Annotated in this window: 22 protein-coding genes and 1 pseudogene; 7 read left to right on the top strand and 16 right to left on the bottom strand. The window is 72.2% G+C overall.

The window, feature by feature from the left end:
• Nucleotides 1-32 precede the first annotated feature (32 nt).
• A complete protein-coding gene (locus ABD332_RS47780; protein WP_344511596.1) occupies nucleotides 33-779 on the bottom strand; it encodes a redox-sensing transcriptional repressor Rex in 747 nt (248 codons plus the stop codon).
• A 403-nt stretch (nucleotides 780-1,182) separates the two neighbouring features.
• Here ABD332_RS47780 and ABD332_RS47775 point away from each other — a divergent pair, with 403 nt between their 5' ends.
• Nucleotides 1,183-2,475: a sensor histidine kinase gene (locus ABD332_RS47775; protein ID WP_344511595.1), complete on the top strand. Its 1,293-nt coding sequence runs from the start codon at nucleotides 1,183-1,185 to the stop codon at nucleotides 2,473-2,475.
• Nucleotides 2,476-2,539: 64 nt separating this feature from the next.
• On the opposite strand, the gene ABD332_RS47770 is transcribed toward ABD332_RS47775, so the two are convergent.
• From ABD332_RS47770 to ABD332_RS47755, 4 genes are read right to left on the bottom strand one after another with little or no spacing between them, the layout of a single operon-like run.
• Nucleotides 2,540-3,184, bottom strand: coding sequence for a response regulator (locus tag ABD332_RS47770; RefSeq protein ID WP_344511637.1), 645 nt, complete (start codon nucleotides 3,182-3,184; stop codon nucleotides 2,540-2,542).
• Between the two features lie 35 nt (nucleotides 3,185-3,219).
• The gene (locus tag ABD332_RS47765) at nucleotides 3,220-3,849 is read right to left on the bottom strand and encodes an HAD family hydrolase (RefSeq protein ID WP_344511593.1); all 630 of its coding nucleotides are present in this window, start codon (nucleotides 3,847-3,849) and stop codon (nucleotides 3,220-3,222) included.
• Complete coding sequence (locus ABD332_RS47760; RefSeq protein WP_344511591.1) at nucleotides 3,846-4,091, bottom strand: glutaredoxin family protein; 246 nt, start codon at nucleotides 4,089-4,091, stop codon at nucleotides 3,846-3,848. Before ABD332_RS47760 ends, ABD332_RS47765 begins: the two co-directional genes overlap by 4 nt.
• Nucleotides 4,088-5,581 (bottom strand): AMP-binding protein, encoded by a 1,494-nt coding sequence (locus ABD332_RS47755; RefSeq protein WP_344511589.1) that lies wholly within the window; start codon nucleotides 5,579-5,581, stop codon nucleotides 4,088-4,090. Before ABD332_RS47755 ends, ABD332_RS47760 begins: the two co-directional genes overlap by 4 nt.
• A 441-nt stretch (nucleotides 5,582-6,022) precedes the next feature.
• On the opposite strand from ABD332_RS47755, the gene ABD332_RS47750 reads away from it, so the two are divergent.
• The 3 genes and pseudogenes from ABD332_RS47750 to ABD332_RS47740 all read left to right on the top strand — a co-directional run bounded on the left by ABD332_RS47750 (nucleotide 6,023) and on the right by ABD332_RS47740 (nucleotide 9,254).
• Nucleotides 6,023-6,964 (top strand): sigma-70 family RNA polymerase sigma factor, encoded by a 942-nt coding sequence (locus ABD332_RS47750; RefSeq protein WP_425552405.1) that lies wholly within the window; start codon nucleotides 6,023-6,025, stop codon nucleotides 6,962-6,964.
• Between the two features lie 169 nt (nucleotides 6,965-7,133).
• Nucleotides 7,134-7,997, top strand: a pseudogene (locus tag ABD332_RS47745) (DUF5667 domain-containing protein); the annotation flags it as partial.
• Nucleotides 7,998-8,330: 333 nt separating this feature from the next.
• Complete coding sequence (locus ABD332_RS47740) at nucleotides 8,331-9,254, top strand: HAD family hydrolase (protein ID WP_344511587.1); 924 nt, start codon at nucleotides 8,331-8,333, stop codon at nucleotides 9,252-9,254.
• A 525-nt stretch (nucleotides 9,255-9,779) separates the two neighbouring features.
• Here ABD332_RS47740 and ABD332_RS47735 read toward each other — a convergent pair.
• The 9 genes from ABD332_RS47735 to ABD332_RS47695 form a co-directional block, all read right to left on the bottom strand.
• On the bottom strand, nucleotides 9,780-10,853 hold the full coding sequence (locus tag ABD332_RS47735; RefSeq protein ID WP_344511585.1) for a lysophospholipid acyltransferase family protein: 1,074 nt from the start codon (nucleotides 10,851-10,853) through the stop codon (nucleotides 9,780-9,782).
• Nucleotides 10,850-11,905: an NAD-dependent epimerase/dehydratase family protein gene (locus tag ABD332_RS47730; protein WP_344511584.1), complete on the bottom strand. Its 1,056-nt coding sequence runs from the start codon at nucleotides 11,903-11,905 to the stop codon at nucleotides 10,850-10,852. Before ABD332_RS47730 ends, ABD332_RS47735 begins: the two co-directional genes overlap by 4 nt.
• 39 nt (nucleotides 11,906-11,944) lie before the next feature.
• Entirely contained in the window at nucleotides 11,945-12,046 is a 102-nt protein-coding gene (locus tag ABD332_RS47725) for a 30S ribosomal protein bS22 (protein WP_007465623.1), read from the bottom strand.
• A 132-nt stretch (nucleotides 12,047-12,178) separates the two neighbouring features.
• Nucleotides 12,179-12,394 carry a helix-turn-helix domain-containing protein gene (locus ABD332_RS47720; protein ID WP_033363444.1) on the bottom strand — a complete coding sequence of 72 codons (216 nt, stop codon included), beginning with the start codon at nucleotides 12,392-12,394 and terminating at the stop codon, nucleotides 12,179-12,181.
• Between the two features lie 163 nt (nucleotides 12,395-12,557).
• The gene (locus tag ABD332_RS47715; RefSeq protein ID WP_344511581.1) at nucleotides 12,558-13,742 is read right to left on the bottom strand and encodes an ABC transporter permease; all 1,185 of its coding nucleotides are present in this window, start codon (nucleotides 13,740-13,742) and stop codon (nucleotides 12,558-12,560) included.
• Complete coding sequence (locus ABD332_RS47710) at nucleotides 13,739-14,458, bottom strand: ABC transporter ATP-binding protein (RefSeq protein ID WP_344511579.1); 720 nt, start codon at nucleotides 14,456-14,458, stop codon at nucleotides 13,739-13,741. Before ABD332_RS47710 ends, ABD332_RS47715 begins: the two co-directional genes overlap by 4 nt.
• Nucleotides 14,455-15,804 (bottom strand): efflux RND transporter periplasmic adaptor subunit, encoded by a 1,350-nt coding sequence (locus ABD332_RS47705; protein ID WP_344511577.1) that lies wholly within the window; start codon nucleotides 15,802-15,804, stop codon nucleotides 14,455-14,457. The genes ABD332_RS47710 and ABD332_RS47705 overlap by 4 nt, the downstream gene beginning before the upstream one ends.
• A gap of 23 nt (nucleotides 15,805-15,827) precedes the next feature.
• Nucleotides 15,828-18,056, bottom strand: a complete 2,229-nt coding sequence (locus tag ABD332_RS47700; protein WP_344511575.1) for a hypothetical protein — start codon at nucleotides 18,054-18,056, stop codon at nucleotides 15,828-15,830.
• A 91-nt stretch (nucleotides 18,057-18,147) separates the two neighbouring features.
• Complete coding sequence (locus ABD332_RS47695; RefSeq protein ID WP_344511573.1) at nucleotides 18,148-19,068, bottom strand: proline dehydrogenase family protein; 921 nt, start codon at nucleotides 19,066-19,068, stop codon at nucleotides 18,148-18,150.
• A 78-nt stretch (nucleotides 19,069-19,146) separates the two neighbouring features.
• Here ABD332_RS47695 and ABD332_RS47690 point away from each other — a divergent pair, with 78 nt between their 5' ends.
• Complete coding sequence (locus ABD332_RS47690; RefSeq protein ID WP_344511571.1) at nucleotides 19,147-19,734, top strand: CGNR zinc finger domain-containing protein; 588 nt, start codon at nucleotides 19,147-19,149, stop codon at nucleotides 19,732-19,734.
• Between the two features lie 203 nt (nucleotides 19,735-19,937).
• Entirely contained in the window at nucleotides 19,938-20,138 is a 201-nt protein-coding gene (locus ABD332_RS47685; protein ID WP_344511569.1) for a cold-shock protein, read from the top strand.
• A gap of 183 nt (nucleotides 20,139-20,321) precedes the next feature.
• On the opposite strand, the gene ABD332_RS47680 is transcribed toward ABD332_RS47685, so the two are convergent.
• Both ABD332_RS47680 and ABD332_RS47675 read right to left on the bottom strand, forming a co-directional pair.
• Entirely contained in the window at nucleotides 20,322-21,137 is an 816-nt protein-coding gene (locus tag ABD332_RS47680; protein WP_344511567.1) for a sugar phosphate isomerase/epimerase family protein, read from the bottom strand.
• Between the two features lie 40 nt (nucleotides 21,138-21,177).
• The gene (locus ABD332_RS47675; protein ID WP_344511565.1) at nucleotides 21,178-22,107 is read right to left on the bottom strand and encodes a Ppx/GppA phosphatase family protein; all 930 of its coding nucleotides are present in this window, start codon (nucleotides 22,105-22,107) and stop codon (nucleotides 21,178-21,180) included.
• 43 nt (nucleotides 22,108-22,150) lie between these two features.
• On the opposite strand from ABD332_RS47675, the gene ABD332_RS47670 reads away from it, so the two are divergent.
• On the top strand, nucleotides 22,151-22,984 hold the full coding sequence (locus ABD332_RS47670; RefSeq protein ID WP_344511563.1) for a DUF3109 family protein: 834 nt from the start codon (nucleotides 22,151-22,153) through the stop codon (nucleotides 22,982-22,984).
• Nucleotides 22,985-23,005 lie beyond the last annotated feature (21 nt).

Below are 23,005 nucleotides of genomic sequence, written 5' to 3'. Positions count from 1 at the left end.
GTGGATGGCTGCTCCGCTGTGCCCCGAACTGTTCACGTGGCCACCGCCTCCCCGCCGAGCCGGTTGGCCATGCCGACCCGCCCGGGTTTCTGCACCGCGGCCGGCAGCGCGGTGAGCGCTGACTTGCGGTGCTCGTGGAAGGACAGGATTTGCAGTTCGATGGCCAGATCGACCTTACGCACGTCGACGCCGTCGGGAACGTTCAAGACGCATGGTGCGAAGTTCAGGACACTGGTGACGCCGGCCTCGACGAGGCGGTCCGCGACGTGCTGGGCGGCGTGCGCGGGGGTGGCGATGACCGCGATCGAGATCGATTCCTGTTCGACCACTTCGGGCAGGTCGTCGATGTGGCGGACGACGAGGCCGTTGATGTGCTCGCCGACGCGGCCGTGGTCGGCGTCGAAGAGGGCGGCGATGCGGAAGCCGCGGGTGCCGAAGCCGGCGTACCCGGCGAGGGCGTGACCGAGATTACCCACGCCGACGAGGGCGACGGCCCTGCGGTGGGTGAGCCCGAGGACCTGTTCGATCTGGTCGATGAGCAACGTCACGTCGTAGCCGACGCCGCGGGTGCCGGTGCGGCCGAGGTGGGAGAGGTCCTTGCGGAGCTTGGCGGAGTTGACGCCGGCGGCCGCTGCGAGGCCCTCCGAGGAGACCGTGTCGTGCCCGTCCTCGGCGAGGTGGTGCAGGGCGCGCAGGTATTCCGGAAGCCGGGCGACGGTCGCCTCCGGGAGATCCGGAAAGTCCGGTCCGCCGGTGGGGCCGGTGCGCTGCTGGCTCATGAGTCTCCGTGACGACGACGGTATGCGAGGCCGCTCGCGATGGCTGTGACCGCCTGTGCTAGCGGGGTTCGTCGTTGCAACAGAGTAGGCGCTTGTGAAGCCGTGCACAAATCGCGATCTTGAAGCGTCCACGCCAACCACGTAGAGGTCAGCGCCCGCCCGTGCGGTCCATGTCGACATGGAATGCCCCCGCGGCACCTGCGTGCCCCTTTCCCCGGACCTGGCCGGCAGCGGGCGGGCGCTCGATGAAGTATCACTACAAAATCGGGCATTTCACTGACGCCACGCGGAAGAGAAAAACTCACCAGTAGCCAGGCTACACGTCTCGGTAGGGTTGCCCCTACTACCGAGAAGCCAGGCGGCGGGATGGGATGGGCGGGGCGTCATGCATAGCGTCGATGACATGACAACGACCATCACCCCTCGCCGCCGCGGAGTCTTCCGCCAGCTTGCCGTTGACACCCAGTACGTGCTGCTCGGCTTCCCACTCGGCATCCTGACCGTGGTGCTCTTCCTCGTCGGCTTCGCCCTCGGCGTCGGGCTGATCGTCACCGTGCTCGGCTTCCCGATCCTGGTCGCGACGCTCTTCCAGGCCCGCGGCTTCGCCACCGTCGAGCGCGCGCGGATCGGACCCGTGCTCCGGACCCGGCTACCACACCCCTATTACAAGAAACCCGACCCGGACGACGGCTTCTGGCGAAAGATGATCGTGCCGCTCAGCGACGGTCAGTCGTGGCTGGACCTGCTGCACGGGATCCTGCGCTTCATCCCGAGCACGATCGCCTTCGCGTTCGTCGTCACCTGGTGGGTCGGCGCCCTCAGCGGTGTCACCACCATCCTATGGGACTGGTCGATCCCCCGCCCCCCGGACAACAAGGACCTCAACGAGCTCATCGGCATCGGCGGCGGCGACAGCGGCCGGGTGCTGCTCTACACCGGGCTCGGCCTGATCTTCGCGCTCACCCTGGTGCCGGTCGTGCGGGGCGCCGCGCAGCTGGAGGCGCAGTTCGCCCGGGCGCTGCTCAACGGCGTCAACGAGCTGCGGGAGCGGGTCGCGGAGGCCGAGGCCGGCCGGGACGCCGCCCGCGCCCAGCGGGAGGCCGCCGTCTCCGCGGAGGCGACCGCGCTGCGCCGCCTCGAGCGCGACATCCACGACGGCCCGCAGCAGCGGCTCGTCCGGCTGGCGATGGACCTCGGCCGGGCCGACCTGCAGTTCGAGTCGGACCCGCAGGCGGCGCGCGCCACGGTCGCGGAGGCCCTCGCGCAGACCCGGGAGACGCTCGACGAGCTGCGGGCGCTGTCGCGCGGCATCGCGCCGCCGATCCTGGTCGACCGCGGGCTGCGGGCCGCGCTGACCGCGCTCGCCGGCCGGTCGCCGGTGCCCGTGGACCTGGACCTGCCGGAGCTGGACGAGCGGCTGGCGGAGAGCCTGGAGACCACGACCTACTTCGTCGTCGCCGAGGCGCTGACCAACGTCGCGAAGCACGCCGGTGCCGAGGAGTGCCGGGTGCGGCTCCAGCGGTCGGCGTACGGGCTGCTGGTCACCGTCGAGGACGACGGCGTCGGCGGGGCGAGCCTGGCCAAGGGGCACGGCCTGACCGGCCTCGCCGACCGGGTCAAGGCCGCCGGCGGCGAGATGACCGTCACCAGCCCGCCCGGCGAGGGCACCCGCCTCACCGCGATCCTGCCCGTCTGAGCCGCCCGATCCGAGCCGCCCCCATCTGAGCCACCTCGATCTGAGCCGCCGTGCGGGCCGGGCCTCACGTCTGCAGGTACGTCAGCACCGCCAGCACCCGGCGGTGCTGCTCGTCGTCCGGGGGCAGGTCGAGCTTGGTGAAGATGTTCTTGACGTGCTTCTCGACGGCGCCGTCGGTGACGACGAGCTTGCGGGCGATCGCCGTGTTGGAGCGGCCCTCCGCCATCAGCCCCAGCACCTCGCGCTCCCGCGGGGTGAGGCTGCGCAACGGGTCGTCGCGGCGGCGGCGGACCAGCAGCTGGCCGACGACCTCCGGGTCCAGGACGGTGGCGCCGGACGCGACGCGCCGCATGCCGTCGAGGAAGTCGGCGACGTCGGACACGCGGTCCTTGAGCAGGTAGCCGACGGCGCCGGCCCGGTCGGCGAGGAGGTCGTCGGCGTAGGAGACCTCGACGTACTGCGACAGGACCAGGATCGGGGTGCCCGGCACCTGCCGGCGGGCCTCGACGGCGGCGCGCAGGCCCTCGTCGGTGTGCGACGGCGGCATCCGCACGTCGACGATCGCGACGTCGGGCCGGTGCTCGACGACCGCCGCGACCAGGCTCGGGCCGTCGCCGACGGCGGCGACGACCGTGTGGCCGCTCTCGGTGAGCAGCCGCACCAGACCCTCCCGCAGCAGCACCGCGTCATCCGCGACAACCACCCGCATATTCATGCCGTCACCTCCGCTGCGCTCCGGACCGCTCATGCCGCCAGCTCGACGGCCTCGAGCAGCGTGTACGCCACCGGCAGGCCGGTCGCCTTCAGCAGCGTCTCGTCGGTGAAGCCGCCGGCGTACAGGACGCAGGACGCGCCGACGGACGTGGCGGCCTCGCCGTCGTCGACGGAGTCGCCGATGAGCACGACATCGGCGGGGTCGAGGGCGAGGGCCTGCAGGTGGCGCTCCAGGTAGGTGGCCTTGCGGTGGCCGCCGACGGTGCCGGGCAGGCCGTCGACGCGGACCAGCCGGGCGCCGAGGCTGTGCCGCTCGACCTCGATCAGCAGCTCGTCGTGGAAGAACATCGACAGCAGCGACTGGGTGCCGGTCCAGCGGCCCATCGCGGCGAGGGCGTCGGGGACGAGCTGCACGTCGGCCATGCCCAGCCGGTACGCGTCGTGGAACGCGTCGTCGAGCAGCTGGAACTCGACCTGGTCGACGGGGCGGGCGAGCACGTGCGCGTAGTAGTCGAGGATCGGGCGGCGGAAGTCACGGCGGTGGTCGGCGGCGGTGATCACCGGGCCGCCGACGGTGGCCAGGCAGACGTTGGTGGCGTCGACGACCAGCTTCAGGTCGTCGAGCAGGGTCCCGTTCCAGTCCCAGACGAGGTGCTTCACGCGGGTGAGGATAGCCGTATGTCGCGCAGGAGCCGGTCCTCCTCCACGCGCCAGTAGCCGTGCTCCCTGCCGTCGAGGAGGACGACCGGGATGCGGAAGCCGTACTCCTCCTCCAGGGCCTCGTCGCCGGTGATGTCGACCTCGGTCCAGGCCTCGCCGGTCGCGGCGGCGACCCGTTCCATCGCCTCCTTGGCGACGTCGCACAGGTGGCAGCCGGGCCGGGTGTACAGGGTGAGCCTCATCGCAGCGCCGCCTTACGGATCTTGCCGGTCGCGGAGTGGGGCAGCTCGTCGACGAACTCGACGGCGGTCGGGCACTTGAACCTGGCGAGGTTGCGTTCGCAGTGCGCGATCAGCTCCTCGGCGGTGACCTGTGACCCGGGGCGCCGCACGACGACGACCTTGACGGTCTGGCCGGTGTACGGGTGGGGCACGCCCAGCGCGGCCGCCTCCACCACCGCGGGGTGCGCGGCCAGCACGAGCTCGACCTCGTGCGGGTACACGTTGAAGCCGCTGACGAGGATCAGCTCGCCGAGCCGGTCGACGATGAACAGGTCGCCGTCCTCGTCGGCGTAGGCGACGTCGCCGGTCGCCCACCAGCCGTCGGCGCCGGGCGCCTCCTCGCCGCCGGGCCAGTAGCCGTCGAAGAGGTTCGGGCCGCGCACGACGATCTCGCCGGGGTCGGTGCGCACCTCGTCGTCCTCGTCCAGGAGCACCTCCTCACCGCCGGCGTCGAGGAGCTTGAGCTCGACGCCGGGGATCGGGCGGCCGATCGAGCCGGGCTTGACCGTGCGGCTGGAGAGCGTGCTGGACACCACGGGGGCGGCCTCGGTCAGCCCGTACCCCTGATGCACCGGCTTCCCGGTCGCCTCGGCGAAGCGTCGCTCGGCGGCGGCGTCCAGCGGAGACGCGCCGCAGACGGCGAGGCGGACGCCGGACCAGGCGCGGGTGAGCCGCTCCCCCATCAGCGACCAGGCGATGAACATGGGCGGGACGCCGACGACGCCGGTGACGCCGTGCCGCTCGATGGCCTCCAGGGAGTCGGCGGGGTCGAACCGCTCGACGAGCACGCCGCACGCGCCGTGGTAGGCGACGGCGCCGAGGCCGCTGTTCAGCCCGTACGCGTGGAAGAGCGGCACGGCGAGCAGCAGCACGTCGTCGGGGCGCACCGGCGGCGGGTCGATCGCGGCGAGCTGCTCGTGGTTGGCGAGCAGGGCCCGGTGCGACAGCATCGCGCCCTTCGGGGCGCCGGCGGTGCCGGACGTGTAGAGGAGCAGCGCCAGGCCGCCGTGCGTCTCGGCCGGTGCGGCGGCGGCCGGCTGGAGCAGCTCCGGCAGGTTGCCGCCCAGGGTGTACCGGCGGGCCGGCGTCTCCACGGCGGCGGTGACCGGCTGGGTGCCCACCAGGACCGCGGCGCCCGAGTCGGTGAGCACGTGGGTCAGCTCGCGGGCGGTGTAGGCGGGGTTGATCGGGACGGCGACCAGCCCGGCGCGCAGCACCCCGAAGAACACGGCGGCGAACTCCGGCACGTTGGGCAGCGCGATCGCGACCCGGGCGGGGCCGTGGTCGTCGGCCGGCAGGGCGAGCCCGGCCAGGTGCGCGGCGACCGCGTCGACCTGCCGGTCGAGCTCCGACCAGGTGATCAGGGTGGCGTGTGATCGCAGGGCCGGTCGGGCGCCAGCGGAGGCGGCGGCGCGCCGGACCAGGTCGGCGAAGTTCGTGACGTCCTGCACGGTCGATCAGTCTGCCACGTCACGGGTGACTTGCCGCCACCTGAGAGATCACCCGTCACCTATCACCCTCGGGGCACCCGGTGCTGTGCCAGGGTGCTTAGGCGCCCGACACGCCGACTGAGTAAAGGTCCACTCGATCGTGTGGGTTGGGTGTGTCGCACCCGAGTAAGTGCGGCGTGTCTACGTCCCGTTTGCCCAAGTATGCGGCGTGTTGCACGGCGAGTTGCCGTCGCGTGACGGACAGCATGTGCGCCGAGGCGTCCCCGATCCGTGGGAAGAATTGTGCCCTCACGCCAAAGACTGCCCACATGCGGGTGACGCCGGACCTATCATCACCCAAGTCAGCTCACCCCATTTGTTGCGAGTTGACACCCCTCACCCCGAGGAGGCCGAAGTGCCCGTGATCGCGCCGAATAGGCCGTGTCGTCTGGATTGCGCAGCATGACCGCGATTCAGCACGTGTTCGACGCCGAGCACGCACTCGCCGATGGGCTGTCGATCCTGCGCGAGTCCGTCCGCGACTCAGTGCGCGACATGTTCAGCACGGTGATCCGCGGTGAAGGCGGCAGCGTTCCGCGTACACGGGGACGCCCCCACACCAACGAGGCACCCACCCGGCAGGGTTCCGGTCAAGGCACCGGCACAAACGTCAGACCGAACCCGGGCGCCAAGCCGTCGCCGGGTGCCGGTCTCATCGAGGAGGACACGGTCCCGATCACGAAGTCCGTGGTCGCCGGGACGCTCGTCGACACCGCGCCCGAGCCGGGTGGCCCCGCGCAGGAGCCCGCCCCGAAGCCGGCGCGGCCGGACCGCGGCGACCCCGCCTCGGAGGTGTGGGCGCTGATCGAGCGCGCCCAGGCCGGCGACGGCGCGGCGTTCGGCCTGCTGTACGACCGGTACTTCGACACCGTCTTCCGGTTCGTGTACTTCCGCGTCGGCAACCGGCAGCTCGCCGAGGACCTCACCGCCGACACGTTCCTGCGCGCGCTGAAGCGCATCGGCAGCTTCACCTGGCAGGGTCGCGACCTCGGTGCCTGGCTCGTCACGATCGCGCGGAACCTCGTCGCGGACCACTTCAAGTCCGGGCGGTACCGGCTGGAGGTCACCACGGGTGACGTCCTGGACGCCGACCGGCCCGACCGGGGGCCCGAGGGCAGCCCCGAGGCCGCGGTCATCGACCACATCACCAACGTCGACCTGCTCAAGGCGGTCAAGCAGCTCAACCCGGAACAGCAGGAGTGCATCGTGCTGCGCTTCCTGCACGGGTTCTCCGTCGCGGAGACCGCACAGGCCATGAGCAAGAACGAGGGAGCGATCAAGGCGCTGCAGTACCGCGCCGTGCGTGCCCTCGCGCGGCTGCTCCCCGACGGATTCCAGCCGTGACCGTTGTCACCTTCCGTTACAGTGCCTCCTCCGGCGCCGTAACCAGCTTCCGCTCTGCACCGTTGGTCCGGGTGCGACCGTCGGCTTGGCGCACGGCGGACGCGGTGGCACACCATCCCGCTGCCCTGCCGCGCCTGAGTGACGCGATCAGTGAAGGGGGGTGCCTCAGGTGATCGGCTCCGTCTTCCACCGTCGCCGGGTTGAGCGTTTCGCGCAGCTCGTGGACGAGGCTGCAGGAGCCCGCAGGCACCGCATGAGGTCCACGCTCGACGACTCCCTGACCGAACTGGTCTCGGTCAGCCAACGGCTGGCCGAGATGCCGGTCAAAGTGGAGACGCAGCAGGAGTTCAAGGACGGGCTGCGGGCCATGCTCCTGGCCACAGCAGAACGAGAAGGCATCGGCATCACCGCCAAGGACCCGGAGCCCGAGGCGGCCCGCAGGGGCGTGCGCTCGCTGCGGCGCCCGGCGGGCAGCAGGCCGGCGGTCAGCCGCCGGACCCGGACCCGCGGCGCGATCGTCGTCGGCCTCGCCGCCGGCACCCTCGCGCTGTCGGGCATGTCCGCGGCGAGCGGCGACGCCATCCCCGGCGACGCCCTCTACACGGTGAAGCGGTCCACGGAGAAGGCCCAGCTGGCGCTCGCCGGCTCGGACATCAGCCGCGGCCAGCTGTACCTCGAGTTCGCCCGGACCCGGCTCGACGAGGCACAGGCGGTGAAGGACCCGACGGGTCTGACCGCGGTCCTCGACGACATGGACAGCGAGACGCTCGAAGGTGTGCGCCTGCTGACCACGACCGCCGTGAGCCGCAAGGACGCCGCCGCGCTCGACGCCATCGACGCGTTCGTGTCCACGCAGCACGCGGGTGCCGAGAAGCTCCGCAACGGCGTCGACGGCGACGCCAGGGCACGGGCCGGCAACTCCGTCACCCTGCTCGACGAGATCGACCGGCGCTCCAAGGCGATCCGCCCGCTGATCAAGTGCGGCACCGCCGCGGTCTCCGCCGCCGACCAGCTCGGACCGGTGCCCAACAGCACCGCGTGCAAGCCGGCCGGGCAGAAGACCTCCGGGACCAACCAGCAGCCCGGCAACACCCAGCAGCAGAACAACCCGGGCCAGACCGGCACCCCCGCCGGCCAGCGTCCCGTCCCGAGCGGATCGGCTTCCAACGGCACGGCGACCGAGTCCGCGCCGGCGGTGCCCTCCCAGGGTCCCTCACCTTCCCCCACGAAGAACCAGGGCCTGCTCGACTGGCTGTTCCACTGATGGTCCGCCAGCAGCGTTGAGAAGGGCCCGGTGTCTGACACCGGGCCCTTGTCGTTGTCCATGCCGGTACGGTTGGTCGAACACGACAGGGGGTTTCTCCGCATGCCGATCCGACCTTCGACCGCCGCGCTCGCCCTGCGCCGCCGCCGGCAGGGCCGAATCGCGCCGCCCAGATCCACTTCGCCGTCAGCCGGCTGGGCCGTCGCGGAGGTCGAGGCCGCGCTCGCCGTCCCGGCCGACCTGTCCGCCGCCGCGTTCTTCGACGTCGACAACACCATGATGCAGGGCGCGTCGATCTACTACTTCGCCCGCGGCCTCGCGAAGCGCCGCTACTTCACCAGCGGCGACCTGGTCCGCTTCGCGTACCAGCAGGCCCGCTTCCGCCTCCTCGCCTCCGAGCATGCCGGCACCGTCGCCGGCGCCAAGTCCGCGGCGCTCACGTTCATCGCCGGCTGGAAGGTCGACGACATGTCGCGCCTCTGCGAGGAGATCTTCGACGAGCTGATGGCCGACCGCATCTGGTCCGGCACCCGTGCCCTCGCCCAGCTCCACCTCGACGCCGGCCAGCGGGTCTGGCTCGTCACCGCCGCCCCCGTCGAGCTCGGCCGCATCATCGCCCAGCGCCTCGGCCTCACCGGCGCCATCGGCACCGTCGCCGAGATCCAGGACGACGTCTACACCGGCCGCCTCGTCGGCGACCTCATGCACGGCCCCGAGAAGGCCGCCGCGATCACCGCGCTCGCCTCGGTCGAGGGCCTGGACCTGTCGCTGTGCTCCGCCTACAGCGACTCGGTCAACGACACCCCGATGCTCTCCACCGTCGGCCACGCCGTCGCCGTCAACCCCGACCCCGCCCTGCGCCGCGAGGCCCGCAAGCGAGGCTGGGAGGTCCGCGACTTCCGCACCGGCCGCAAGGCCGCGAAGATCGCCATCCCCGCCGCCCTCGCCACCGGCGCCATCCTCGGCGGCGTCGCCACCGCCGCCGCCCTACGCCGCCGAGCTGTCACCCGCCAACAGCTTCGCTGAAGCGCTGTCACCCGCTGTCACCCGCCTGTGGCCTTCGGCCATGGGCTCGCCTCCCCACCGCTGCCGCGGCGGGGCCCGCCGGGGGATTCTCACCCCGGACCCCCAATGCGCCGCTGCGCGACGCACTGCCAGCGCTGCCGCGCGGCAGGACCGCGCAGCACGCCGCATCCCGGTGGCCGCCCACCGCCGTGGCTGGGCGGCCCTTCCCATCATGATCCGGTAAACCTTGTGCACCCAGGGCTGCACAAGGTTTACCGGATCATGGGAACGGATGCGCCCGGGCTTGCCGCGGGGTCGATCGGGGTCGATCGGGGTCGATCGGGGTCGATCGGGGTCGCCGAAGAGGCGGGAGAGACGCGGTGGTCGGCCACGTCGGGCACGCGTGAGCGGTATCCGGCCAGCGGCACGCGCGGCCGTGCGCCGCTCGCGGCGCATTGGGGTCCGGGTGAGAATCCCCGGCGGGACCCGCCGCGCCAGCGGTGGGGCGGCGAGCCCATGGCCGAAGGCCACAGGCGGGTGACAGCGTTATGCGAAGGCGTCGGGGCGGCGGTCGAGGAGCTTGTAGAGGGTCTGCTGGATCGTCTCGCGGACCTGGTCGGCGAGGTTGAACACGACCATCGGGTCGTCGGCGGAGTCGACGAAGTCGGCGGTGGGGATGGGCTCGCCGAACTCGATGAGCCACTTGCTCGGCAGCGGCACCAGGCCCAGCGGGCCCAGCCACGGGAAGGTCGGGGTGACCGGGAAGTACGGGGCGCCCAGCAGGCGGGCGAGGGGGCGCAGGTTGCCGATCAGGGGGTAGATCTCCTCCGCGCCGACGATGGAGACCGGGACGATCGGCGTGCCGGTGCGCACCGCCGCGGAGACGAAGCCGCCCCTGCCGAAGCGTTGCAGCTTGTACCGCTCGGCGAAGGGCTTGCCGATGCCCTTGAAGCCCTCGGGGAAGACGCCGACGAGCTCGCCCTCGCCGAGGAGGCGTTCGGCGTCGGGGTTGCACGCGAGGGTGGCGCCGGACTTGCGGGCCATCTCGGACAGGACCGGGAGGCGGAAGACCAGGTCGGCGCCGAGGAGCCGGAGGTGGCGCCGGGCGGAGGTCTCGTCGTGGACGGCGACGGAGAGCATGAGGGCGTCGAGGGCGACGGTGCCGGAGTGGTTGGCGACGACGAGGGCCGGGCCTTCCTTGGGCAGGTGCTCGACGCCGAAGACCTCGGTGCGGAACCACTGGTTGTACAGGGGGCGCAGCAGCGGCAGGAACACGCCGTCGGTCAGGTGCCGGTCGAACCCGAAGCCGTCGACCTCGTAGTCGCCGGTGAGGCGTTCGCGGACGAACGCGAGCGCGCCGGCGACCCGGTCGTCCCACTGGTCGGGCAGCGCGGGCTCGGACGCCGCGGCGTCGGACCTCGCGGCACCGGGCGCCCTGGAGCCGGGCACCGCACGGTCCGTCGCGGCAGTGTCAGGCAGCGCGGCGTCGGCCGCCGCAGCGTCCGGATCCGCGGCACCGGGCAGCGCGGCGTCGCGCTCCGAGGCGCCGGGCAGCGCGGTGTCCGGCGGCGTGGCGTCGGGGTCGGGCAGCCCTGGGTCAGGGGAACCAGGGTCGGTCATGAGCCCGCCTCCAACGCGGCGCGCGCCGCACGGGTCCGTCGGAAGCCTTCGAGCAGGGTCTGTTCGACGGCGCGGATACGGTCCGCCGGCAGCGCCTCGCCGGAGCGGCGGCTGCGGACGAACTCTTCGAAGGCCTCCGCCGTGGTCCTGGGCGTGAACCCGAACTCGCGGACGAGCCTGCTGGTGTCGACGACCCGGCCGTGGACGAACAGGTCGAGCTGGTCCAGCGACACGATGCCGCGGCCGAGACCGGCGGCGATGCCGAGGCCGGGCTCGAGGACCGGCATGGTGATGCGTCCGGCGCGCCGGATCGCCTGCGACAGCGTCAGGGTGCCGCCGCCGGCGACGTTGAACGTGCCGGGGTGCGACTCGGCCACGGAGCGGTGCAGGACCTCGAACGCGTCGTCGACGTGCAGGAACTGCAGGCGCGGGTCGCGGCCGAACACGGTCGGCACGACGGGCGCGGCGAAGTACCTGGTGAGGCTGGTGTCGACGGTCGAGCCGATGAACGGCGCGAAGCGCAGCACGGTGGCACCGACGTCGGGGCGCCGGCGGCGGAAGCCGCGGACATAGCCCTCGATGTCGAGGACGTCCTTGGCGAAGCCGCCGCGCGGGATCTCCCGCGGCTCGGTGTCCTCGGTGAAGATCGCCGGGTCGCGGAAGGACGCGCCGTAGGCCGCGGTGGAGGAGCGGACCACCAGCTTGCGCAGCCGGGACGCCTGCTGGCAGGCGGCGAGCAGCTGCATCGTGCCGATGACGTTGAGCTCTTTCATCGCGGCGCGGCCGCCGTGCTGGTCTGCGGCGGTGGTCACCGCGAGGTGCGCCACCGCTTCGACCCGGGCGTCGACGATCACCCGCAGCACCCCGGGGGTGCGCAGGTCGACCTGGTGCACGTCGACGTCCTTGAGGACGGTGGCGAGCTCGCCCGCCGGTGCCGTGGCGTCGATGCCGACGACCCGCTCGATGCGCGGGTCCTTGGCGAGCCTGGCGGCCAGGTGCGCGCCGAGATATCGGCCCACCCCGGTCACCAGGACTACCCGTGGCGTCGTCACAGCGTCACCTCCGAGCCGGGGCGGACCGCCGACGCGTTGCTACTTGCCGAGACGACGACGCTGGACGCGGGTCTTGCGCAGCAGCTTGCGGTGCTTCTTCTTGGCCATACGCTTGCGGCGCTTCTTGACCACCGAGCCCATACGGGTATCTCCTCGAAACAGCGGAACGCGTGCCATCGCTGGCACGCCGAAGACATGGTTAGCGGCTCCAGCGTAGCCGCACCCCCGCGTGATCGGAAAAGCGGGCCCACCATCAGCGGCGAAACGTGCGACTTACGCCGTTTCGCGGAACGCCTCGCGCAGATACGCGTCGACCGCGTGCTCAGGCACCCGGAACGACCGGCCGACCCGCACGGCGGTGAGGTCCCCGGCGTGAACCAGGCGGTAGACGGTCATCTTGGACACTCGCATCAGGGTTGCGACCTCGGCAACCGTGAGAAACCTGACCTCGCCCAACCGGCCTTCGGTGGTGTGTGGCGTGCTAGACATCGCGACCTCCGACCAGCGTGCTCGCCAAGCTGATGAATCAGCGTGTTATCAGTACGGTAACGGTACTGCTGTGACTTGCGCCCTCGCTTCGTCGGATTCTTTGCTGCCAAGGTCAAGTCGGGCGCGGACACACCGCGCGACGCACCACGACTCGCCGTGCGGGTCACTCGGTGCGCAGCGCGACCACGGGGTCGAGGCGGCCGGCGCGCTGGGCCGGCACGACGCCGAAGACGATGCCGACGGCCGCGGAGACCCCGAACGCCAGCGCGAGCGACCACCACGTGATCGCGGCCGGCACGGGCGACAGCGCGGCAACGACCAGGGCGGCGCCGATGCCCAGACCCATCCCGATGAACCCGCCGAGCGTCGTGAGCAGCACCGCCTCGAGCAGGAACTGCACGCCGATGTCGCGGGGCCGGGCGCCGACGGCCTTGCGCAGCCCGATCTCCTTCGTGCGCTCCCGGACGGAGACGAGCATGATGTTGGAGACGCCGACCCCGCCGACGAGCAGGGAGATCCCGGCGATCGCGGCGAGGACGCCGGTGAGCACCCCGAGGATGTCGCCGAGGACGCCGAGGATCTGCTCCTGCGTGACGGCGCTGAACTCGGTGCCGGGGTGCCGGCGGGCCAGCTCGGCGATGATGCGGGCGCTCAGGTCGTCGATCTCGTCCCGGTTCGGGGCCTTGATCGCGATGCCGTCGACCCGGTTGGTGCCCAGCAGGCGGTGCGCGGTGGTGATCGGCACGTGGACCTCGTTGTCGCGGTCGACGCCGAGGCTCTGCCCGAGCTTCGCGAAGACGCCGATCACCCGGAAGCGCACGCCGGCGATGGTGACCTGCTGGCCGACGGCGTCGCGGTCGCCGAACAACGCTCGCGCGACGGTCCACCCGAGGACGGCGACGCGGCGCTGGGTGTCGACGTCGCTGCGGCTCAGGTACGTGCCGCGGGCCAGGCTCCGCACGAACACCTGCGGCGTGGTCTCGATGACGCCGTTGATGGTGGCGAACGTGTCGACGTTGCCGGCCGCGACGGTCTCGCCGGAGGCGACGGTGACGGCGACCCGGTTGCGGTCCCCCACGATCTTCGACACGGCGTCGACGTCGGACAGGTCCATCCGCGACACGGACGGCGCGGAGCCGAGGCTCACCTGGCCGGGCAGGACGATGAGGAGGTTCGAGCCGAGCCCTTCGACCTGCCGTTCGATCTGCTGCTTCGTGCCGGTGCCGATGGCCACCAGCACGACCACCGCCGCGACGCCGATGATGACGCCGAGCATGGTCAGCGTCGAGCGCAGCCGGTTGGCCCGCAGCGCGTCGATGGCGACCCGCCACGCCTCCGCGAACCTCACGAGACGCCCTCATCAGCGGTGGGGGCAGCGGGCGGGACGTCGGTGGACACGATCACGCCGTCCCGCATGACGATCTTGCGGTGGGCGCGGTCGGCGACCTCGTTGTCGTGGGTGACGATCACCAACGCGACGCCCTGCTCGGCGTTGAGCGTCTCCAGCAGGGCGAGCACCGCCTGGCCGTTGCGGGTGTCGAGGTTGCCGGTCGGCTCGTCGGCGAGCAGCACCTGCGGGTCGGTGACCAGCGCCCGGGCGATCGCGACCCGCTGCTGCTCGCCGCCGGACAGCTGGTTGGGCCGGTGGTCGAGCCGGTGACCGAGCCCGACCCGCTCCAGCATCGCCACGGCGCGGCGGCGCCGCTCGGAGGCGCGCATCCCCCGGTACACCAGCGGCAGCGCCACGTTGTCGACGGCGCTGGTGCGGGCCAGGAGGTGGAAGGACTGGAAGACGAAGCCGATGGTCTCGTTGCGCAGCCTGGCCAGGGCCTGCGGGTCGAGGCCGGCGACGTCGCGCCCGCCGATCCGCAGCGACCCCGCCGTCGGCCGGTCCAGGCCGCCGAGCAGGTGCATGAGCGTCGACTTGCCGGACCCGGACGGGCCGATGATCGCGACGTAGTCGCCCGCGTCGACGGTGAAACTGACCCCGCGCAGCGCCGGCACGGTGACGCCGTCCAGCGCGTACTCCCGCGTCACGTCCTGCACGACGAAAGCGGGGCTCATCGGGTCAGGTCCATGCCCTGCTTGACCTTGTCGGTGCCGCGGATCACGACCCGGTCGCCGTCGGCGACGCCGCTGAGCACCTGCACCCGGTCCTGGCCGGCGACGCCGACGGCGACGGGCGCCTGGACCGCCTTGCCGTCTCGGACGAGCCAGACGACGTCCTTGCCGCCGACGTTGAACACCGCGGCCGCCGGCACCGTCACCGCGTCGCGGATCTGCCGGACCTGCAGGTGCGCGACCGCGTTCATGCCGGGGCGCGGCGCCGGGGCGGCCCGCCCGTCGGCGAAGGTGCCCCCGCTCAGCGTGAGCCGCGACCGGTACGAGACACCCCCGCGCGCCGACGCGGACGGCAGCACGTCCGCGGACGTGACCGTCGCCTCGTAGGTGGCGCCGGGTGCCGCGTCGAGCTCCACGCGGGCCGTGACGCCCGGCTCGACGAGCAGGACGTCGGTCTCGTCGATCTCCGCCATCAGCCCGAGCTGCGACACGTCGACGACGGTGAGGATCGCGGTGCCGGCGGCCACCTGCCCGCCGACCGGGACGGCCGGGTCGACCCCGGGGCCGGAGGCGCCCGCGGTGCCGGCGGCGGCCGGAGCGGCACCCGCCGGAAGCGCCGCGCCGAGCAGGTCGGTGATGGACGGCGCGGCGGCGGCCGACGTGCCGCCGAGCTGGACGACGCCGCCGACGGGCGCCCGCAGCGTCAGCGCGTCGACGGTCGACTTCGCCAGGTCGTACGCGGCCTGCGCTTGGCTGCGCTGCGCCGTCGTCAGTGCGGCCATCGCCTTCGTCACGCTCGCCAGGCCGCGCTGCACGGCGCTGATCACGGCGCGGGCCGAGGCGGCCGCCTCCTGGTACGACCTCTCGGCGAAGTCGATCTGGGCGAGGAGGCCGGCCCGTACCGTGGCATCGGCGATGGCCTGAGCGGCCTTGCGTGCCTCGCCGAACGCCTTCGCGGCCGCGTCGTCGGTCTTCTTCTGCGTCGCCGACAGGTTCTTGACGCCGCCCCCGCCGCCGCCGGCGCCCTTGAGCGCGTCGAGGGCCTCCTCGGCGCCGCGCAGCCGCTGCTGTGCCGACGGGGAGTCCACGACGGCCAGCACCTGCCCCGCCGTCACGGTGTCGCCGGGCCGCACGGCCAGGGAGGCGAGGGTGCCGTCGGCGGCCGCGGTCAGCGTCGCCGCGGCCCGCGCGGTGACGGTGGCGGGTGCGTCGACGACCTCGACGACGTCACCGCGGCCGGCGGTGCCGAGTCCGATGCCGTCGTCCTCGTCGGAGCAGGACGCGCCGGTGAGCGAGAAGACGGTCAGGACGGCGACGAGCAGCTGAACACGCGGGGGGACGCGATTCACGCCCGTAAGTCTGCCACGGGCTTTCAGGCGTGATTGCGGACGTACTTGACGCAGTCGGTGGCGACGTCGTCCCACGACACGCCGTAGGCCTTCGGGGCGGCGTCCTGCAGCGCGACGCCCTGCCTGGCGGCCAGGTCGAAGAACTCCAGCATCTTCGCCTCGCCGAAGCGCTCCACCATGCGGTTGACCGCCATGTACGCGACGCCGTACCGGCCGCTGACGTCGGCGGACGTGGTGCCCTCCGGCGGGTCGTCCATCGCGATCTCGTTCTGCCAGCGGCCGCTCTGCACGTACTTGCGCACCGACGAGACGTCGTCGAACCGGCCGCCGAGGCCCTGCACCCGCACGTACTCGGCGATGCCCTCGACGAGCCACCACGTCTGGTCGTAGGCGCGCGACACCTTCGACAGGGTCACCACGTGCGTGAACTCGTGCCGCAGCACGTCCAGGGTCTCCTTCACGTCGACCCGGTTGGCGTTGAGCACGATCTCGGTGGCCTCGGCGGTCAGCGGCAGCGCGAAGCCGGCGACCCAGCTCTCCTGCCGGATGCCGTACCAGGTGGACCACTCCTCCGGCCCGGCCAGGTAGACGACGTACCGCGACGGCGGCGAGGTCCACTTCGAGTAGCGGTCGGACAGCTCGGCGGCCTTCTCGGCGGCGTTGAGCATGGTGGTGAGGCGCGAGGCGTACTTCGGGGTGGTCGCCATGATGACCCGCTTGCCGACGGCGACCTTGAGCTCGCTGCGCTCGAACGGCCGCGGGCCGAGGTCCTCGGCGGTGCCGAACTCGAGCAGCTTCACGCCGGCGGCGGTGACGCTCCACTTCGTCTTCGTCTCGAGGTTCATCGGGTCGCAGGTGGTGACGACGTAGCAGTACCGGACGTAGACGATCACGTCGGCCGTGCTGTCGCCGGCGACCTCGACCTTGTCCAGGACGCTCGGCTCCCACAGCTTCACCTGCAGCTGGCGCAGCGAGTTGAAGCGTTTGGTGAGCTCGTCGCGCAGCGCCGCCGCGGACGGGTCGACGGCCGCGACGAACCCGGCGGAGTCGCCGTTGAGCAGCGCGTTGCCCTGGTCGGTGAGCGCCTGCTTGATCTTGCCGTCGACGGACGCGGGTGGCGGCGTCTTCGGGGTGCCGCTGGCGCCGGGGCGGCCGTTCGCCTGGCCGGGGCTCTTCCCGGCCGGGTCGACGCTCTGCGCGCTGCCAGCGGTCCGCTCCCGGCGCACCGTCTCGAACGCGATCGCCGCGGGCGGCGTGACCAGCACCAGCGCGAGCGCGACGAGCAGCGCCATCCGCAGCCCGGTGAGCTTCCCGCGCCGCGGTGGCTCCGGTTGGTATGGGTGTCCGGTGTACGCCTGGGGGTAGCCGCCGGCGTGCGGCGGGAACATCTGCGGACCGGCCTGCGACGGCACACCGAGGTGCGGCCCGTGCTCCTGCGGCCGGTGCTGCTGCGGTACGAACGGGAACTGGCCGCTCGGGTGCGCCCCGGCCGGCGACGGTCCCGCCTGCCGCGGCACGACCGGGAACTGCTCCGTCGGCGCCTGGCCCGGCGGCGGCACGACGGGGAACTGCCCCGTCGGTTGGCCCGACCGCGGCACGACCGGGAACTGCCCGCTCGGGCGCTGGACCGCCGGCTGTGGCACGACCGGGAACTGGCCGGTGGGGCGCTGGACTCCGGGCTGTGGCACGACGGGGAACTGGCCGCTCGGGCGCTGGACTGCCGGCGGCGGCACGACGGGGAACTGGCCGCTCGGGTGTGATCCGGCCGGCGACGGTCCCGCCTGGTGGGGCACGAGCGGGTGCTGGGCGGTCGGGTGCCGGCCGGCCTGGGGCGGCACCACCGGGAACTGGCCGGTCGGGTGCTGGGCCGCGGGTGGCAGGGGCTCGCCGGGCATCGGCCGGCGCTGCGCCGGCGGCAGGCCGGTGGCCGGGCGCGGCTGGACGATCGGGTGCTGGCCGGTGTTGCCCATCCGCGGCGGGAACGGTCCGGCCGGCGGCCACGGCGCCACCGGCTGCGCCGACGTCCGCGGCCGCTCCTCGGCCAGCGGCTGCGGCGACGGCGAGTCCGGCGCCACCCACATCGGGGCCGCGACGGGCTCGCCGATCAGCTCGGCCGCCGCCGGCTCGGGCGCCCACTCGGCGGCCGGTCGCGGGCGGGGCAGCGGCGGGCGGGCCGGCACGTCGGACGGCGCGGGCTCCGGTGTGGTCTCCGGTCCCGTGCGGTGCGGCGCGTCGGCTTCATCCCCCTGCATCACTGCCGGAACGTACGCGACCCGGTCAAGGCGCCGCGTCGCCCGTACGGACGAGATGCTGAGTAAGCCCGTAACCTCCCGAGATGTCGGACTAGCCGCGCGAACTGACCGCCCGGGCGAGGAAGCCGAGGTTGGCGGGGCGTTCGGCGAGGCGCCGCATCATGTACGCATACCACTGCGTGCCGTACGGAAGGTAGACCCGCACGGTGTACCCGAGTTGGGCGAGGCGCAGCTGCTCGTCGGGGCGCACGCCGTACAACATCTGGATCTCGAACTCGTCGGGGTTGCGGTCGAACCACTTGGCCCGGTCCTCGCCGATGGCGACCAGTCGCGGGTCGTGCGTGGCGATCATCGGGTAGCCGGTGCCGGACATCAGGACGTTGAGGCAGCGCACGTACGACTTGTCGACCTCCAGCCGGGACTGGTAGGCGACCGACTCGGGCTCCTTGTAGGCGCCCTTGCAGAGCCGGACCCGAGAGCCGGTGACGGCGAGCTCGCGGCAGTCGGCCTCGGTGCGGCGCAGGTACGACTGGACGACGGCCCCGGTGGTGGGGAACTCGGCGCGCAGCCGGCCGAGGACCTCCAGGGTCGAGTCGGTGGTGGTGTGGTCCTCGGCGTCGAGGGTGACGGTGGTCCCGGCCTCGCTCGCCTTGGCGCAGATCGCGCGGGCGTGCTCGTAGGCGACCTTCTCGTCGAAGACCTGGCCGAGGGCGGACAGCTTCAGGCTCACCTCGGCGGCGGGGGTCAGCTCGGCGGCGTGCAGGGCGTCGAGCAGCTTCAGGTATTCCTCCCGGGTCGCCTCGGCCTGCTGGGGATTGGCGGTGTCCTCCCCCAGGTGGTCGATGGTGACGGCAAGTCCGGCGGCGACGAGCTCGCGGGTGCGTTGTAGCGCGTCCTCCACGTGCTCTCCGGCGATGAACCGGCGCACGATGCTGCGGCTGACCGGGGCGGTTTCAACGATCCGCTCGACCCGATGTGAGCGGGCGGCGGCGAGGATGACCGATCTGAGCATGTGCCGAGCGTAGACAGAACCGCCCGACTCCGGTGACGCCTGGTCGCCAGTGTGGCATTTCTTGACTACCTTGGTCGGGTGGACTTCGACGCGTATGCGCGGACCGCCGTCGACATCGTCAACGCGCCGCTCGAAAGCATGCAGGATCTCGCCGCCCTGTTCGGCGAGGACAGTTGGCAGACCGCCGAGGCGACGGAGCGCGATCTGATCGCGTTCCGGCGTGCCCGGAAGCGGCTGCGGGAGGTGTTCGAGCACGGCTCGTCCGGCCGGGACGTCGCGGCGGTCGCCGAGCTCAACGCGCTGCTGGAGGTTTATCCCATGCAGCCGCGCATCTCCGGTCACGACACCCACGACTGGCACATGCACGTCACCGGTCGCGGGTCCTCGGTCAGCTCGGAGCTGCTCGCCGGCGCGGCGTGGGGCCTGGCGGTGTGGCTGTGCGAGCACGGCAGCTCCAGGTTCGGCGTCTGTGCGGACGAGCGCTGCGGCAACGTCTACCTGGACACGTCGTCCAACTGCTGCCGACGGTTCTGCTCGGAGCGGTGTGCGACCAGGTCGCACGTCGCGGCACACCGGGCCCGCAAGCGTGCCGCCGAAACGGGCGCCACACTCGCACCGTCGCAGGTAGGGGTGGGCGAGGCCGATCGGGCGGTCGTGACCGCGTAACTGCGCGAAACGGCCACACACGCCGCCAACTTCGGCATATCTTGCGTGTTGTGGTTCGCTTCACCGCGTGCCCGACCAATCCGATTTAACGGGTAAAGTCGGACATGCGGGTAGGGCGATGTTGGGTCGTGGCACCAGTTCGCGGCGCTCGACACCGGGGTCCCGCACCGGATCACGACGCCCTACGAAGGAGAAACAGCACCATGGCACAGGGAACCGTGAAGTGGTTCAACGCTGAAAAGGGCTTCGGCTTCATCAGTGTCGACGGCGGCAACGACGTCTTCGTCCACTTCTCCGCCATCGCCGAGGACGGCTACCGTAGCCTCGACGAGAACCAGCGCGTCGAGTTCGAGATCAAGCAGGGTCCGAAAGGCCCTCAGGCCGAATCCGTCCGCAAGCTCTGACCGGCGACTTCACGGCCCGGCGCGCATTGGCGTGCCGGGCTTTTTCCTGCCTGTCGACTCGCCCTGCCCAACCCCCCTCAGCCGGCGATTGCCGGCTCCCACCCGAAAAATACGAAAAGTCGGATAAGTCTGGCGCTCGCGCCGGACTTATCCGGGGGAACGGGGCGAGGGCGGTCGGCCTTGTTACACCTTGCTCGGTTCGACGGTGGGGGTGGTGGCCAGGTGCCGGCGGGCGAAGTGCAGGGACTCCGCCAGGTCCGCCTCGCGGTCGGCGCGGCTGCTCGCCTTGCGGGTGCCGACCTCGACCGCGACCGACCCGGTGAACCCGCGCCGCTCCAGCGACCCCAGCAGCTGCGCGCACGGCTGGGTGCCCCGGCCGGGCACCAGGTGCTCGTCGCGGCCCTTGCCGGTGCCGTCGCCGAGGTGCACGTGGGCCAACCCCGCGCCCATCGTGTCGGCGAGCCCGATCGCGTCGGTCCGGGAGGCCGCGCAGTGCGAGAGGTCGAGGGTGTACGCGTCGAAGCCGGTGATCGTCGGGTCCCAGCCCGGCGCGTACGGGACGAACTCCCGCCCGACGCCCCGCAGCGGGAACATGTTCTCCACCGCGAACCGGATGCCCGGAAACGCCTTGCCGAGCTTGGCCAGGCCGCTGCTGAAGGTCCGCGCGTAGTCGCGCTGCCAGGCGAACGGCGGGTGCACCACCACGACCGGCGCGCCGAGCGTGTCGGCGAGCACCGCGGCCCGCCGCAGCCGCTCCCACGGGTCGGGGCTCCACACCCGCTGGGTCACCATCAGGCACGGCGCGTGCACCGAGCCGACCGGCACGCCGTAGTGCTTCGACAGGCCCGCGAGCGCGCCCGCGTCCTGGCTCACCGCATCGGACCAGACCATCACCTCGACGCCGTCATACCCGACGGCGGCCGCCATCTCGAACCCGGCCGCGGTCGGCTCGGGGAAGACTGACGACGTGGACAGCAGCACCGGCACTCGATGACTCACTCCCCCAGGCTAGCCCCAGCCGGGTAGCGTCTCCTGTCGATCAACTCGACTCCAGCACTTCCAGCCGGCGAAGAATCACCCCTTCGCGCAGCGCCCAGGGACAGATCTCGACCTCGTCGATCCCGAGGGTGCGCATCGTGACCTCGGCGACGACCGCGCCGGCGAGGATCTGGTGGGCGCGGCCCGGGCTGACCCCGTCGATCTCGGCCAGGGCCGCCGACGGCATCCTGCGGATGAACGACAGCACCTGGTGCAGCCCCACCCTGGTCAGCTTCCGCGGCGCCCGCGGCCCCGCGGACGACGGCGCGGCGCCGGCCAGGCGGGCCAGGGTCCGGAACGTCTTCGAGGTCGCCACCGGCCGGTCCCAGCCGGCCTCCATCAGCCGCTTCGCCGGCCTGGCGATCTCGGCCTCGGCGTATTCGCACAGCGCCTCGACGGAGGCCCTGGCCGGCGGGTCGCCGTCGAGTCGCTCGCGGGTCAGCCGTCCCGCGCCGAGCGGCACGGACAGCGCCACGTCAGGCTCCTCGTCGATGCCGGTCGCCAGCTCCAGCGAGCCGCCGCCGATGTCCATGACCAGCAGCCGCCCCGCCGACCAGCCGAACCAGCGGCGCACCGCCAGGAAGGTCATGATCGCCTCGGCCTCGCCGGACAGGACCTGCAGGTCGACGCCCGTCTCCTCGCGGACCCGCCGCAGGACCCGCGCGGAGTTCTTCGCGTCCCGAACCGCCGACGTCGCGAACGCCAGAAGGTCGTCGGTCTCCAGGGCGGACGCCGCGTCGCGGGCCTCGGCGCACGCCGCCACCAGGCTGTCGGCGCCGGCCTTGGTCAGCTCCCCGTTGGTCCCGATCTTCTCGGCGAGCCGCAGCTCCGCCTTCTGCGAGTGTGCGGGCCACGGATGGGCGCCATGGTGCGCGTCGACCACCAGCAGGTGGACCGTGTTCGAGCCGACATCCAGCACACCGAGCCGCATCCCTTCACCGTAATGCCGTGACGGGACGCGTACGCTTCACCAAATGGAGATTCACGTCGCGGTCGACGGCACCGGCGAGCCAGAGACGCCGCGCGACCTCGAGGTCGATCTCGACTTCCCGCGGGAGTTCCTGGAGTTCACCGACCCCGCGGACGCCGACCACCTCGTGCGCGCCGACCTCACCTGGCTGCTGTCGAACTGGACCTGTGTCTACGGGCAGGGCTGCCACGGCATCATCGAGGGCAAGGCCGAGGAGGGCTGCTGCTCGCACGGCGCGTTCTTCACCGACGACGACGACGAGAAGCGGGTCCGCGCCGCCGCGAAGCGCCTCACCCCGGAGCACTGGCAGCACTACCGCCGCGGCTTCAAGAACTACACCGAGTGGGACACCATCGACGGCGAGTCGAAGGCCCTGCGCACCGCGACCCGCCCCGGCGCCGGCTGCGTCTTCCAGAACGACACCGACTTCGCCGGCGGTGGCGGCTGCGCCCTGCACGGCCAGGCTCTCCGCGACGGCGTGCACCCGCTGGAGTACAAGCCCGACGTGTGCTGGCAGCTGCCCGTGCGGCGGGACCAGGACTGGCGCAAGCGCCCCGACGGCACCAAGGTCCTCGTCTCCACCCTCGGCGAGTTCGACCGCCGCGGCTGGGGCGAGGGCGGCCACGACCTGCACTGGTGGTGCACATCCTCCCCCGAGGCGCACGTCGGCGCGAAGCGGCTCTACCAGGAGTACGAGGCGGAGCTCGTCGCCCTCATCGGCCGTGCCGCCTACGCGAAGCTCGCCGAGCTGTGCGCGGAGCGCGCCCGGCAGGGCATGGTCGCTCCCCACCCGGCGACGACGGTCGCCCTGACCCTCCTGCCGACCCGCAAGTCCTGACCTCAGCCACAGGACCAGCGG

This window comes from Dactylosporangium maewongense, assembly GCF_039531485.1.
GTDB classification, from domain to species: Bacteria; Actinomycetota; Actinomycetes; order Mycobacteriales; family Micromonosporaceae; genus Dactylosporangium; species Dactylosporangium maewongense.
The sequence above is the reverse complement of the archived record's forward strand: the minus strand, read 5'-3'. Positions and strand labels throughout refer to the sequence as shown.